Origin of the sequence: Embleya sp. NPDC056575 (assembly GCF_042793325.1) — a bacterium.
GTDB lineage: Bacteria > Actinomycetota > Actinomycetes > Streptomycetales > Streptomycetaceae > Embleya.
Genome location: NZ_JBHTVA010000027.1, coordinates 73,404 through 85,894 on the forward strand (window position 1 = coordinate 73,404; position 12,491 = coordinate 85,894).

The following is a 12,491-nucleotide window of genomic DNA, read 5'->3' on the forward strand; positions in this document are numbered from 1 at the left end:
TTCCCGGCAGGTCGATCGTCCGAGGCGTCGTGGGACGCGACCCGGGAGCCCCCTCGCAATGTGTATGACCGCGGTGCTGTGATCTGACGGTCCGTCAGCGCTATCGTTTGCCCCGAGGTCATCGGGCGGCCACCGGACAGCCGGCGCCGACCCATTACATGGCAAGGGGTGCACATGATCGTCGACTACATCCGGATGCTCGGCGCGGACCGCATCGAACATCCCGGCGGAACCCTGCTGGCCCACCTGACCCGGGTCGAGGCGCTGCTCGACTCCTGGGGCGCGCGACCGGTACTGCGTACGGCCGGCCTGTGTCACGCGTTCTACGGCACGGACGGCTTCGCCCCCCAACTGCTCCCGCTGGACCGCCGCGCGGAACTGGCCGGCCGGATCGGGGTGGACGCCGAGCGCATCGTCTACTTCTACGCGAGCTGCGACCGGGCCGCCGGCCACCCCACCCTGGTCGACGGCCCGTTCCGGGACCGCTTCACCGGCCGGACCTACCTGCCCGCCGAGGCCGAACGCCGCGACTTCGCCGAACTGACCGCGGCCAACGAACTCGACATCGTCCGGGTCAGCCCGGAGGCCCGCGACCGCTACGGCGCGGACCTCCGGGACCTGTTGGCGGGTTTTCGCCCCCTGCTCAGCGCCGCCGCCCAAGACGAGTGCGAGCGGGTGCTCGGCGACCGCGCCGCGCACACCCGGTAGCGGACGAATCAGCGGCCGTCCGCCGTCGGACGGTGCTCGACGTACTCCACCACGGTGCCGTCGGAGTGCCGCGCGGTGAACCCGGATCCGGTCGGGACGCGGCGCGGCGGCTCGGTGATCTCGGCCCCGGCCGCGGCCAGGCGGTCGAGGTAGGGCGCCAGTTCGGGCACCAGCAGGGTGCCGGTGGTGGAGCGGAACCGCTCCACCGTGGCCGGCTCGCCCTCGATCAGCAGGAAGCCGCCGACCGCGGCGAGGGCGATGCCGAACTCGCGGAAGGTGAACCACATGTCGCGCTCCACGCCCTGGAGTTCCTCGTAGAACCCGGCGGCCGCCTCCAGGCCGCCGGGCTCGACGAAGACGCGGATGAACGCGCGCGGCGTGGTCAGCGTGGATGAGTCGTTGGAGCGGCGCCACATGATGTCCGCGGTGGGGTCGGTGGGCGCGCCCTCGGTCCACGCGGGGGTGGTGACGGGTGTGTCGGTCATCGGGAACGGTTCCTTTGCGGATGGCCGGCGGCCCTCGGCGGTGCCGCCCGGCGGTGTGCGTCGGTACGTCCGCCACCCTCGCGCCGCCGCCGGCGTCGAGCCAGGCTCCGGCTCGTACGGTGAGCGGCGGTCATAGGCTGGGTCGATGGGCATTCGGGACGAGCACGGTCACCGGCACGAGTTGGGCGCGTTCCTGCGCGCGCACCGCGAACTGCTCGCCCCCGAGGACGTCGGGCTGCCCCGCTCGCCGCGCCGCCGCACCCCCGGGTTGCGCCGCGAGGAGGTCGCCGCGCTGTCGGGGGTGGGCGTGGCCTGGTACACGTGGCTGGAGCAGGGCCGGGTGGACACCTCGCGGCACGTGCTGGAGGCGGTGGCGCGCACGCTGCGCCTGGACGCCGACGCCCACCGGCACGTCCTGGAACTGGCCGGCTTCCACGTGCCGGCCGGACCGGGCCCGCTGCCGGTCGACGCACTGCGGGCGATGGTCGAGGGCTGGCCGATCAGTCCGGCGCTGGTGTTGGATCCCGCGTTGGACTTGGTGGCCTGGAACCACGCCTGGCGGGTGATCGCGCCGGACCCGGCCGAGGTGCCCACCGGGCGCCGCAACCTGTTGTCGATGTTGCTGACCGACTCCGCGTATCGTGCGCGCTTCCCCGCGCACGAGGCGCTCGCCCTCGACCTGGTGCGCCACCTGCGCACCCGCGCCGAACAGCCGCGCGGCGCCGAGATCGCCGCCGAACTGCGCTCGGCGCGACCGGATTTGGCGGCATGGTGGAACTGCCGGGCGGTCGGGGTGTTCGCGCCCAGGACGGTGGCGATCCGGCCGATCCGCGGCGTGTCGCCGCGGTTCGCGATGTCCCTGCTGACACCGGCCGAGGCGCCGGACGCGACGGTGCTGGTGGGCACGCCCGTCGACGCCGAGACGATCGCGCACATGGCCGGCCGGGTGGGAACGGAAGCCGGATTCGGCGGACACGCCGTACTCGGGGTCCGTAGCTTGGAGGGGTAGCGACTTCCGACGGGAAGGCAGAACTCATGGATTCCGCCACCCTGGCCGTACCCGGGGCCGAGTTGTACTACCAGGTGCACGGGTCGGGGCCCGTGCTGCTGCTGATCAGCGGCGGCAACGCGGACACCGGTCTGTACACGACCCTGGCCGAACGACTCGCGGCCCATCACACCGTCGTCACCTACGACCGGCGCGGCAACTCGCACAGCCGACTCACCGAACCGCCCACCGAGCAGCGCATCGAGGAGCACGCCGACGACGCGCACCGCCTCCTGGCCGCCCTCACCGACGAACCGGCGACCGTCTTCGGCAACGGGACCGGGGCCACGATCGGGCTCGACCTGCTGGCCCGACACCCCGACCAGGTCCGCCTGTTGGTCGCCCACGAGCCGTTCCTGCCCGGTGTGCTGCCCGATGCGAAGCACTGGCGCGAGACCTTCGACGAGATCCACGACCTCTTCCTGCGCAGCGGACGGGAGGCCGCGACGGCGGAGTTGATCCGGCTGTTCGACGTGTCCGTCCCGCCCGTGGAACCGGCCGAACTGTCCGACTCGGCGCGCGAGATGCTCGACCGGGTGTTCGCCAACGTGGACTTCAACCTGGCCTACGAAATCCGGTCCTTCGCCCGTTACGACGCCGACCTCGCCGCACTGCGCGGCGCGCCGCTGCGCCTGGTGGCCGGCGACGAGGGAGCACACACCCCGCTGTATCGCACCGCCTCGGTGCTCGCCGAGCGCCTGGATCTTCCACTCACCGAATTCCCGGCCGACCACGTGGGCCACATCATGCGCCCGGACGAATTCGCCGACGCGTTGTTCGAGGTACTGGACGTGGCCTGACGGATCGATCCGGACGGGGCGGGCCCTGCCGGGCGGGGGACCACACGGTTCGCCCCGTCCCGGCGGGGCCCGCGCGATGTGCGTCTGCTCACCCCGCCGTGGAGTCGTCGGTCACGGTCAACACCGCCTTGCCGCCGAGTTTGCGGTCGCTCAGCAGCGTCGCCGCCTCCGCGATGTCGGTCCAGGAGCCGCGCCACGCGATCTGTGGGTCGAGGTCGCCGTGTGCGGTTCGGGCGGCGAGCCAGGCGAGGTCGGCGTCGATGCCCGCGAGGTCGTCGAGCAGGAAATAGGTGACGATCGAGCGGTTGTGCCGGCCCGCGTCGCCGAACAGCGCGCCGAACGCGAACTGCTCGCCCTCGCCCGTGGAATGGCCGAGCGCGACGAGCGTGCCGCCGGAGGCCAACAGGTCGTGGGCGGCGGTCAGGTGCGGCCCGCCGACGTTGTCCAGGACGCCGTACACGGGGGCCGTCTCGTACGGCAGGCCGCCCGTCAGCACCTCGGCCGCGCCCAGCGCCCGCAGTTCGTCCACCCGGGCCGGATCCCCGGTGGCCGCGACCACCTCGGCGCCGCCGCGCGCGGCCAGTTGTACGGCGAACCGGCCCACCCCGCCGCCCGCGCCGGTGATCAGCACGCGCCGACCCAGGATCGGGCCCATCCGGCGCAGGGCGCGCAGGGCGGACAGGGCCGCCACGGGTAGTGCGGCGGCCGACGCCATGGGCAGGTCGGCGGGCACCACGCCCAACTGTCGCGTCGGCACGGCACGCAGTTCGGCCCAGGCGCCGTCCCCGCCGAGCGTGGTCACGGGGGTGCCCACCGCGGGGCCCGACCCGTCCGCGGCGGCGCGCTCCACGACGCCGGCCGCGTCCCAGCCGGGGATCGTGCCGTTCGCCCCGGACGGCACGACGAAGAGCACCTCACCCGCGTTGATCGAGATCGACCGGACCCGAATCAGCGCCTCGTCCGGCGCGGGCTCGGGGTCGGGGACCTCGGCGAGGGCGAGGTGGGACGCGACGGCGTGATCTATGACAAGGGCGCGCATGGTGGCTCCGAGACTGGTGCGGGCTGGACTGCCGAGCCCGGGATAGGGCTCGTCGCGGCCACTGTGCCACTGAGTGGCATTTGCTTACAAGAGGCTTTGGCAACCGATGGGCATGTGTGGGTAGAGTGGGATCATGACCACCGAACTGCCGCTGCGGGAACGCAAGAAGCTGCGCACGCGGCAGGCGTTGGCCGCGGCCGCCCTGGAGTTGTTCACCACCAAGGGCTTCGACGCGACGACGCTCGACGAGATCGTCGGCGCGGTGGAGGTCTCCAAGCGCACGTTCTTTCGCACCTTCGCGTCCAAGGAGGACGTGGCCCTCGCCCCCGAGCGCGAGCTGTGGACCGCCTATCTCGCCGACCTGGCCGAACGCCCGTTGGCGGGGCGCGTCCTGACGATCTATCAGGACGCCCTCACGGAGACCCTCGGCGCCATGCCGGCGGACTGGGCGGACCGCTTCGCCGCCAGCCGGCGGATCGCCGACGCCACCCCCGCGCTGAACGCGCTCAGCCTGCGCTTTTGCGCGGACACCACCGACGCGGTCGTGGATACGCTCGCCGACCGGCTCGGTCCGAACGCGCCGGAGCGGATCCTGTTGCATCTGCCGCTCGACACGATGCTCGGGGCGTGGCACTGGGCGCAGCGGGAGTGGACCGCGCGGGGCGCCGGGCCGGGGTTGGCCGGACATCTGGAGCGGGCCTTCGCGGCGGTCCCGGCGAGTCTGGAACTGGCGATCCCGACGACCTCCGCCTGAACCCGGGGGGATCGCCGGCATCGAGACGCCGAGCCGGCCCGGGCGCGCGTCGGAGGACGGCGGCCGGGCCGGGAGCTGGGCGCCCGCGGGTGAATCCGCCGGTCAGGCGGTGGCGCCGCCGTCCAGGACCAGGTCGGTGCCCACCGCGAAGCCCGCCTCGTCCGAGGCCAGGTACAACACGGCGGCGGCGAGTTCGGCGAGGTCGCCGACCCGGCCGGACGGGTTCTGCGCCTTCATCCGGTCCGACCGCTCGGCCTCGGTCTCGCCGCTGCGCAGCGACATCGAGGTGTCCAGCGGGCCGGGGCTGACCGCGTTGATGCGCACGCCGTCGCCGATGTGGTCGAGGGCGGCGTTGCGGGTGAGTGCGCTGACCGCGGCCTTCGAGGTGACGTAGGCGCCGAGGTTGGCCAGTCGGCCGTGCGCGCCGAGGTTGGACGAGATGTTGACGATCGCGCCGCCGCCGTTGGCCCGCATGTGGCCGATCTCGTGCTTCATGGACAACCACGTGCCGGTGACGTTGATGTCGAGGGTGGCCCGGAAGTCGGCCTCGTCGAGGTCGGCGAGCGGGCCCACGCCGACGATCGCGCCGGCGTTGTTGACCGCGACGTCGAGGCCGCCGAAGAGTTCGACGGTGCGGGCGACGAGCGCGGCCACGCTCGCCGAGTCGGTCACGTCGGCGGTGACGGCCGCGCCGCGCCCGCCGTCGGCCTCGATCAGCCGGACGGTCTCCTCCAGCGGCGCGGCGCCGCGGCCCGCGACCACGACCGCGGCACCCTCGCGGGCGAAGGCGAGCGCGATCGCCCGGCCGGCACCGGAGCCGGCGCCGGTGACGAGGACGGTCTTGGCGGTGAAACGTGCGGACATGGTGGTGTCTCCCGAGGTGTGTGGTGGTGCGGTGATGGTGGTTTGGTGGGGATGGTCGGATTCGGTGGTGGACTACGGGGCGCGGTCGGGGTCTCGGGCCTGCTCGCCGTCCCGCTGCCGGCCCCGGTCCCGGTCCGGACCCCCGTCCCGGACCAGGACCGCCGCCGCCACCGCGGTCAGCAGGAAGACGACCCCGGCGGTGCCGAAGGCCCAGGCGTAACCGCGGATCGGGTCGGTGCGCGTGGCGGCCACCGACATCAGCGCGGCCAGGCCGACGGTGGGGCCGAGTTCCATCGCGGTGTTGAGGACGCCGCCGGCCAGGCCCGCCCGGTGGGCGGGTACGTCCCTGGTGGTCAGCACGGCGGTGCCCGCGAACACGAGCGCGGCGCCGATCGGGAGCAGTACCAGGCCGGGCAGCAGGTCGACGGCGTAGCGGCTCGGGTGGTCGATCCGGGCGAGCAGGAGCAACCCGGCGGCGCCCACGACCAGCCCGGCCACGGTGGCGCGGACCGGACCGTACCGCCCGATCAGCGGCCCGGCCGCCCGGCCCGCCCCGATCAGGGCGACGGTGAACGGGACGAACGCGCCGGCCGTCGCGAGCGGCGACCAGCCGTGTTCCTGCTGGAGGTAGAGCGAGATCAGGAAGCTGATCAAACCCGTACCGGTGGCCGCGAGCAACACCCCGACCAGGCCGAGGATCCGGCGCCGATCACGAACGAAGCCCGGGGGCAGCAGCGGATCGGCCACCCGGCGCTCGACCGCCAGGAACGCGGCGAGCAGGATCACGCCGGCGCCGAGCGGGAGGAGGACGACGGTCGACGTCCAGGCGTGCTCGCCGGTGACGGTCAGCCCGTAGCCCGCGAGCGTGATGCCGATCGTGGCCAGGACCGCGCCGAGCGGATCGAGGCCGGGGCGCCGCCGCGCCGCCGCCCCGGACGGGCGGGGCAGCCGCGAGGGCGTGAGCACCAGACCGAGCGCGGCGACGGCGACCGGTACGGCGAACATCCAGCGCCAGGACACCCACGTGGTGAGCACGCCCGAGGCCAGGTTGCCGGTGGCGGCGCCCAAAACGGACAGGCCGCCCCAGGTCGCCATCGCCCGCCGGTAGGCGCCCGGTTCGGGATGTACCGCGCGCAGCACGGCCATCGCGGCGGGCGCGGTGAGCGCCGCCCCGAGCCCCTGCCCGAAGCGCACCGCGACCAGAACCGAGAAGCCCGGGGCGAACGCGGCGACCGCCGAGGTCAGGCCGAAGACGACCAGGCCCGCGGTGAACATCGGGCGCCCGCCGTACCGGTCCGCGAGCCGCCCGCCGAACAGCAACAACCCGCTGAACGGCAGCCCGTAGGCGGCGCTGAGCAACACCAGATCGGCCGAACCGAGACCGAACTCGCGGCCGATGTCGGGCAGCGGCACGCCGATGATGGTGATCGTGAAGATCAGCGTGGCCTGCACGGTGCCGAGCAGCGCGAAGGCGCCGGCGGTCGAGGCCCCGCCACCCCCGGCACCGGGCGCGCGGTCGGTCGAGCCGCCGAGCGCGCGGTCGGGTTTGTTGCCGATCCCGATGCTCGTCACGCCGATTCCCCCTTGCTGCCGACAGTCTTTTCGGATCGATCGTTCTTGATTGAGGGCAGGATGCAGGGCACACCGCATCGCGGGACGGAGTGCGTCACGGCGGGCGGGTCCGCCCGGTGTCGACGAGACTGCGAGCGCCCCGCCGGATCAGTCGAGCAGGCTCAGCGCCTGCCGCGTCGCGTCGCGCAGGCGGTGCGCGTCGGAGCCGGCCTTGCCGACCACGCGCATCCCCTGGAGGACCACCAGCAGGAAGCGGGCCAGGGCCTGCGGATCCCGGTCCGGACCCAGCTCGCCCTGGGCCCTGGCGCGGGTGAGCGCGAGGGTCAGATTGGTCTCCATCTGATTCCAGCCCCACTCGACGATCCGCGCCGCGCCCGCGTCGTGCGCGGCCAGTTCGGCGGCGGTGTTGGTCAGGAAACAACCGCGCAGCCGGGTCGGCTCCTCGGACGCCTGACGGGCGAACCGCTCGACCAGCGCCCGTACGGCCGGCAGTACCGGACCAGGCTGGGACAACTCCTCGAACAGCTCGGGGTTGCGCGCCTCGCGGTAGCGGTCGAGCGCCGCGAGGTAGAGGTCGTGCTTGTTGCCGAACGTCGCGTAGATGCTCGCCCGGGCGATGCCGAGGCGCGCCACGAGGTCCGCCATGGAGGTCGCCTCGTAGCCGCGCTCCCAAAACAGTTCGAGCGCGGACTGCAAGGCGGCGTCGGGATCGAATTCCTTGGTCCTGGCCACGGATGTGACTCTAGGGCATTCGAGAATGAGTGGTCAAGAAAGCATTCGCTCGACGGGCCGGCCACTGAGGACATTGCGGCAAGCTTTCGACCGCATTCGCTTCTAGTCTGCGCGCATGGAGATCACCACACTCAGCGTCCGTCGGCTCAACCGCGCCCTGCTCGAACGCCAGTTGTTGGCGCGGCGGCAGTCGATCTCGGCCGAGGCGGCGATCACCCACCTGGTCGGCATGCAGGCACAGGCCCCGCATCCGCCCTACGTCGGGCTGTGGACCCGGCTCGCCGAGTTCGCTCCCGCCGACCTGGCCGACGCGCTGACCGATCGTCGGGTGGTCCGGGTCGGACTGATGCGCGGCACGGTGCACCTCGTGACGGCCGCCGACTGCCTCGCGCTGCGGCCGGTGGTGCAGCCGATCTACGACGCGGACCTGTACCGCAACTCCCAGCACGGGCTGGGCGAGTCCACCATCGACGTCGGCGAACTCGTCGCTGCCGGCCGCGAGTTGATGGTCGAGCGGGCGCTCACCGCCAAGGAACTCGGGCTCGCGCTCGGCGAACGGTTCCCCGACGAGAACCCGGCGGCGCTGGCGCACGCGCTGCGCGGTCAGGCGGCGCTGGTCCAGGTGCCGCCGCGCGCGTTGTGGGGGCGCGGCGGGCAGTCCGCGTGCACCACCGCCGAGCACTGGCTCGGCCGCCCGCTCGGTACGGACACCGCGCCCGACGCGATGGTGTTGCGCTACCTGGCGGCGTTCGGCCCGGCCACCGTTGCCGACGTGCAGGCCTGGTCCGGCCTCGGCCGGCTGCGCGAGGTGGTCGAGCGGCTGCGGCCGAACCTGGTGGTCCACCGCGACGAGGCGGGCCGGGTGTTGTACGACCTCCCCGACGCGCCGCTGCCGGCCGAGGACACGCCCGTACCGCCGCGCTTCCTGCCGGAGTTCGACAACGCGCTGCTGTCCCACGCGGAACGTGCGCGGATCATCTCCGAGCCGGACCGCAAGCGGCTGTTCACGGTCAACGGCATCGTCCGCGCCACGTTCCTGGTGGACGGTTTCGTCGCGGGCATCTGGCGGCTCACCCGAGGCGGCAAGCCGGTGACGGCCGGTTCGGTCGCCGCCGGCGCCGCCTCCGGGACGCCGCTGGTTCTCGAACTGCGACCGTTCCGGCCGATCGACGCCGCCTCGCGCGAGGCGCTGGAGGCGGAGGCGGCCCGGCTGCTCGCGTTCGTCACACCGCACCCGACCGAGGTGCGCTTCGGCTGAGCCCGACCCGCAGTTCGTGGGCCAGGTCGCGGCCGGCCGACCGGCGGCCCGGGACGTGCGACAGCCGGGCGGTGTCGGCCAGGAGGTGGGTGATCCGGGCCGACGAGACGCCCGGCTGCGCCGGCAATACGCGCGTGGTCAGCAGGTCGGCGGCGTCGGACCAGGCGCGGGTGTGGGCGAAGGCGTGCAGCAGGTACGCGTGGTCGTTGTGCGCGGTGCGGCTGCCCGGGATCCGCCCCGCGGCGGCCTGCTCGAACAGGGGGATCGCGCGCGTCCAATCCCCGTTGTCGGCGTGCGTCATCGCGTGGTGCCAGGTGATCTCGGCGGCGTCCAGCCACCACGCCCAGGCCGGATCGCGGGTGCCGGGACCTTGGAGATACCGGCCGTACGTCTCGGCGATCAGTCGGCGAGCCGCGGCGTGCTCGCCGTACTGGTTGACCGCGCGGGCCCGGCGCATTACGAACAACGTGCGCACGCCGGGCGGCAGTTCGTCCCGCAACACGTCGTCGCAGATGCGCAGCGCCACGTCGGGCCGGCGCAGGTGGATGGCCTGCATCGCGAGCTGGGACAGCGCGAAGTGCTCGGCGGAGCGGTCGCCCGCCAGGCGCGCGGTCCGTACCGCCCGCGTGGTGAGCCGTCGGGCGAGCGGGTGCCGGTCGGCGTCGTAGGCCGCCCACCCGGCGAGCTGATCCGCCTCCGCCACGGCGGCGAGCCGGTCCCGGGACGGGGCCGCGCCCGGAACGGCCCGCCTCGCCGCGTCGGCCGCGCGGACCGCCGGCCCGAGCAGCTCCCCGGCACCGAACCGGGTGTCCAGGGCGACCAGTCGCGCGGTGTGCTCCCGCAACCGCCACGCCTCGGCGGCGTCGCGCCGCCGCCGCCCCGCCGCCCCGAAGTGCCCGCCCGCCAGGACCGGTTCCACCTCGGCCCGGTCCCCGGCGGCCCGTCCCCGATCCACGCGCCCGTGCTCCGTCGATCTCTCCCCACCCGCGACCCGCCCACCGTGACCCCACGACCCTACGGCGGCCCCGGTGGACGGCGCGGCGACGGGTGCCTACATCAGCCCGACCACCCGGGGCGGGACGAACAGGTGGAAGGCCCGATGCTCCGCGGCCACCATCGCGGCGGCGCCGCCCGGATGGTGGGGTTCGGGGCCGGCGTCCAGGATGCGATGGTGCCAGGCGCAACGTTCGCAACCCGGGGTCCAGTCCGGCAGATGCTCACGGTGGCCCGTGACCAGGTGCCGGGCCAGGCGGATCCGGGATCCGATCATGCTGTCCAGCGGGTCGTGATCGACGCCGCGATCGCCGCTCCGGCGTCGCTCGTCGGTCTCCTCCTGGACCCGTTTCATCCGGTGGTACAGGCGCACACACTCCGGGCAACCCCACATCCACGGCGGGGGTACCGGCCATTGGTTCTCGGGTCTGCCGTCGTCGGCGGTCATATTCGTCACGGTAGTGGCGGGCCCGGGCGGGTACCAGAGTGTGACGGCGCCGCGACGAAGCGGGTACGCCGATCGGGCTCGGGTCAGCCCGTCGCGAGCTCGATGCCCTCGCCGTCGACGGGGCGTCGTACGGAGCGGCCGTCGGTGCCCGCGAGTTGCCCCAGCAGGCGCTCGGTCATGGCCAGCCCGGTGTCGTTGAACACGCCGTCGTGGATCAGCAGGGCCCGGACCGGATCCACCTCCCGGATGAAGTCGGCCGCGTCGCGGAGCGCGAGCCAGGGCCCGCCGGCCGGGACCAGGAGAGTGGGCGTGGTCTCCTCCGGAACGGTGAGCGCGTCACCCGGGTGGAAGACCTCGCCCGCGATCAGGAAGCCGACGTTGTCGATGACCTCGATGTCGCGGTGGATCACCGCGTGCTTTTCGCCGTACACGTGCACCGACACGCCCTGCGCGCCGCCGATCTCGAACGTGTCGCCATGGGTGACCGGGTGGATCCGCCCGGCCAGGTCGGGGAATCGCGCGGCCACGGCCGGGTTGGTCCACACCTCCAGATCCGGGTTCGCCGCCGCGGCGGCCCGTAGCGTTTCGGGCACCACGTGGTCGAAGTGCTCGTGGGTGATCAGGACGACGTCCGCGCCGACCATCGCGTCGGGGTCGCTGAGCGCCCCCGGGTCGATCACGACGGTGCCGTGCGCCGTGGCCAGACGTACACACGCGTGACCGAGCTTGGTGAATCGCATGGCTGTGCCCTCCCGGGTCGGTGGGTCTGCTGTGGGTCGCGCGGTCGGTGCCGCGATCGTGATACGTCCCCGGCGCTTGTTGCCGCGCCCGTCGTCGATCATGCCAAGTGCGGGGCCGACACGCGGCGGGAAGGGTACCCCGGCTGCGAGAGAATCGATCCATGTACGACGATCAGGATCAGCAGGAAGCCCCGGAGCCGATCCCGGTGGGGCGGGCGACCGATCTCGGCGCGGCGTTGCTGATGCCCGACATCGACCGGCCCCGCGCGTGGTTGCTCACATTGAACGATTCGCCGCAGTCGTACGTGGATCTCGACGAACCCGAGCACCTGGAATTCGAGTACACCCGACGGCTCGGGCATGTCGTCGACCTGGCCGCCGCGCCGGGCGAACCGCTCGCCGCGCTGCACCTGGGCGGCGGTGGGCTGACCCTGCCCCGCTACATCGCGGCCACCCGGCCCGGCTCGTTGCAGACGGTCGCCGAGCTCGACGGCGAACTGGTGGCCCTGGTCCTGGAACACCTGCCGCTGCCGGCCGGGGCGGCGGTGGACGTCCGTACGGGCGACGCCCGCGAGGAGTTGACCGCGCGACCCGACGACTCGGCCGATCTGATCATCGCCGACGTCTTCGGCGGCGCGCAGGTACCCGCGCACCTGACCTCGCGCGAGTTCGCCGTTGAGGTGGCCAGGGTGCTGCGGCAGGGCGGAGTGTACGCGGCCAACATCGCCGACGGCGGCGACCTCGACTTCGCCCGGGCGCAAGTGGCCACCCTGCGCTCGGTGTTCCCCGAGGTGGCGCTGATGGCCGAGCCGGGTGTGCTGCGCGGCAGGCGCTTCGGCAACCTTGTCGTGGTCGCGTCCACGGCGCCGCTGCCGGTGTCCTCGCTGGCCCGTCGGACCGCGGGCGACGAGATGCCGGCCCGGGTGTTGTCCGGCATCGAGGCGCGGGTGTTCTCGCGGGACGGGGCACCGGTCACCGACGAGACGGCCACGGCGTCGCCGGCGCCGCCCGGGGGGACGTTCCGGATCGGGTGAGGGATCCGGTTCACGG

General features: G+C 73.3%; 14 protein-coding genes. 6 read left to right on the forward strand and 8 right to left on the reverse strand.

Features of this window, described 5'->3' with window-relative positions; all coding sequences use genetic code 11:
- Positions 1-174 precede the first annotated feature (174 nt).
- Positions 175-708: a DUF6817 domain-containing protein gene (locus ACFRCG_RS22335; protein WP_380033957.1), complete on the forward strand. Its 534-nt coding sequence runs from the start codon at positions 175-177 to the stop codon at positions 706-708.
- Positions 709-716: 8 nt separating this feature from the next.
- Here ACFRCG_RS22335 and ACFRCG_RS22340 read toward each other — a convergent pair whose 3' ends face one another.
- The gene (locus ACFRCG_RS22340; protein ID WP_380033959.1) at positions 717-1,193 is read right to left on the reverse strand and encodes a VOC family protein; all 477 of its coding nucleotides are present in this window, start codon (positions 1,191-1,193) and stop codon (positions 717-719) included.
- Positions 1,194-1,338: 145 nt separating this feature from the next.
- Between ACFRCG_RS22340 and ACFRCG_RS22345 the strand changes: the two genes are divergently transcribed.
- Together ACFRCG_RS22345 and ACFRCG_RS22350 are read left to right on the forward strand one after the other, a co-directional pair.
- Positions 1,339-2,202 carry a helix-turn-helix domain-containing protein gene (locus tag ACFRCG_RS22345; protein WP_380033961.1) on the forward strand — a complete coding sequence of 288 codons (864 nt, stop codon included), beginning with the start codon at positions 1,339-1,341 and terminating at the stop codon, positions 2,200-2,202.
- A gap of 26 nt (positions 2,203-2,228) precedes the next feature.
- Positions 2,229-3,041, forward strand: coding sequence for an alpha/beta fold hydrolase (locus ACFRCG_RS22350; protein ID WP_380033963.1), 813 nt, complete (start codon positions 2,229-2,231; stop codon positions 3,039-3,041).
- A gap of 88 nt (positions 3,042-3,129) precedes the next feature.
- On the opposite strand, the gene ACFRCG_RS22355 is transcribed toward ACFRCG_RS22350, so the two are convergent.
- Entirely contained in the window at positions 3,130-4,080 is a 951-nt protein-coding gene (locus ACFRCG_RS22355) for a zinc-binding dehydrogenase (protein ID WP_380033965.1), read from the reverse strand.
- A 133-nt stretch (positions 4,081-4,213) separates the two neighbouring features.
- On the opposite strand from ACFRCG_RS22355, the gene ACFRCG_RS22360 reads away from it, so the two are divergent.
- Complete coding sequence (locus tag ACFRCG_RS22360) at positions 4,214-4,834, forward strand: TetR family transcriptional regulator (protein ID WP_380033967.1); 621 nt, start codon at positions 4,214-4,216, stop codon at positions 4,832-4,834.
- Positions 4,835-4,936: 102 nt separating this feature from the next.
- On the opposite strand, the gene ACFRCG_RS22365 is transcribed toward ACFRCG_RS22360, so the two are convergent.
- The 3 genes from ACFRCG_RS22365 to ACFRCG_RS22375 all read right to left on the reverse strand — a co-directional run bounded on the left by ACFRCG_RS22365 (position 4,937) and on the right by ACFRCG_RS22375 (position 8,002).
- Complete coding sequence (locus ACFRCG_RS22365) at positions 4,937-5,698, reverse strand: SDR family NAD(P)-dependent oxidoreductase (RefSeq protein ID WP_380033969.1); 762 nt, start codon at positions 5,696-5,698, stop codon at positions 4,937-4,939.
- A gap of 72 nt (positions 5,699-5,770) precedes the next feature.
- Positions 5,771-7,270 carry an MFS transporter gene (locus tag ACFRCG_RS22370; protein WP_380033971.1) on the reverse strand — a complete coding sequence of 500 codons (1,500 nt, stop codon included), beginning with the start codon at positions 7,268-7,270 and terminating at the stop codon, positions 5,771-5,773.
- 147 nt (positions 7,271-7,417) lie between these two features.
- Positions 7,418-8,002, reverse strand: coding sequence for a TetR/AcrR family transcriptional regulator (locus tag ACFRCG_RS22375; RefSeq protein ID WP_380033975.1), 585 nt, complete (start codon positions 8,000-8,002; stop codon positions 7,418-7,420).
- A 115-nt stretch (positions 8,003-8,117) separates the two neighbouring features.
- Here ACFRCG_RS22375 and ACFRCG_RS22380 point away from each other — a divergent pair, with 115 nt between their 5' ends.
- Complete coding sequence (locus ACFRCG_RS22380; protein ID WP_380033977.1) at positions 8,118-9,260, forward strand: winged helix DNA-binding domain-containing protein; 1,143 nt, start codon at positions 8,118-8,120, stop codon at positions 9,258-9,260.
- On the opposite strand, the gene ACFRCG_RS22385 is transcribed toward ACFRCG_RS22380, so the two are convergent.
- The 3 genes from ACFRCG_RS22385 to ACFRCG_RS22395 all read right to left on the reverse strand — a co-directional run bounded on the left by ACFRCG_RS22385 (position 9,226) and on the right by ACFRCG_RS22395 (position 11,441).
- Positions 9,226-10,215: a hypothetical protein gene (locus tag ACFRCG_RS22385; protein ID WP_380033979.1), complete on the reverse strand. Its 990-nt coding sequence runs from the start codon at positions 10,213-10,215 to the stop codon at positions 9,226-9,228. The two genes, ACFRCG_RS22380 and ACFRCG_RS22385, sit on opposite strands and share 35 nt — an antisense overlap.
- Before the next feature lie 96 nt (positions 10,216-10,311).
- Entirely contained in the window at positions 10,312-10,701 is a 390-nt protein-coding gene (locus tag ACFRCG_RS22390) for a hypothetical protein (protein WP_126640013.1), read from the reverse strand.
- 83 nt (positions 10,702-10,784) lie between these two features.
- The gene (locus ACFRCG_RS22395) at positions 10,785-11,441 is read right to left on the reverse strand and encodes an MBL fold metallo-hydrolase (protein ID WP_380033981.1); all 657 of its coding nucleotides are present in this window, start codon (positions 11,439-11,441) and stop codon (positions 10,785-10,787) included.
- A 161-nt stretch (positions 11,442-11,602) separates the two neighbouring features.
- Here ACFRCG_RS22395 and ACFRCG_RS22400 point away from each other — a divergent pair, with 161 nt between their 5' ends.
- On the forward strand, positions 11,603-12,475 hold the full coding sequence (locus tag ACFRCG_RS22400) for a spermidine synthase (RefSeq protein ID WP_380033983.1): 873 nt from the start codon (positions 11,603-11,605) through the stop codon (positions 12,473-12,475).
- Positions 12,476-12,491 lie beyond the last annotated feature (16 nt).

Excerpts from the sequence above, each read along its gene's own strand:
- ACFRCG_RS22355 (WP_380033965.1), bottom strand. The coding sequence starts at position 4,080 with ATGCGCGCCCTTGTCATAGATCACGCCGTCGCGTCCCACCTCGCCCTC.
- ACFRCG_RS22340 (WP_380033959.1), bottom strand. The coding sequence starts at position 1,193 with ATGACCGACACACCCGTCACCACCCCCGCGTGGACCGAGGGCGCGCCC.
- ACFRCG_RS22395 (WP_380033981.1), bottom strand. The coding sequence starts at position 11,441 with ATGCGATTCACCAAGCTCGGTCACGCGTGTGTACGTCTGGCCACGGCG.
- ACFRCG_RS22350 (WP_380033963.1), top strand. The coding sequence starts at position 2,229 with ATGGATTCCGCCACCCTGGCCGTACCCGGGGCCGAGTTGTACTACCAG.
- ACFRCG_RS22380 (WP_380033977.1), top strand. The coding sequence starts at position 8,118 with ATGGAGATCACCACACTCAGCGTCCGTCGGCTCAACCGCGCCCTGCTC.
- ACFRCG_RS22400 (WP_380033983.1), top strand. The coding sequence starts at position 11,603 with ATGTACGACGATCAGGATCAGCAGGAAGCCCCGGAGCCGATCCCGGTG.
- ACFRCG_RS22335 (WP_380033957.1), top strand. The coding sequence starts at position 175 with ATGATCGTCGACTACATCCGGATGCTCGGCGCGGACCGCATCGAACAT.
- ACFRCG_RS22390 (WP_126640013.1), bottom strand. The coding sequence starts at position 10,701 with ATGACCGCCGACGACGGCAGACCCGAGAACCAATGGCCGGTACCCCCG.
- ACFRCG_RS22360 (WP_380033967.1), top strand. The coding sequence starts at position 4,214 with ATGACCACCGAACTGCCGCTGCGGGAACGCAAGAAGCTGCGCACGCGG.
- ACFRCG_RS22365 (WP_380033969.1), bottom strand. The coding sequence starts at position 5,698 with ATGTCCGCACGTTTCACCGCCAAGACCGTCCTCGTCACCGGCGCCGGC.
- ACFRCG_RS22345 (WP_380033961.1), top strand. The coding sequence starts at position 1,339 with ATGGGCATTCGGGACGAGCACGGTCACCGGCACGAGTTGGGCGCGTTC.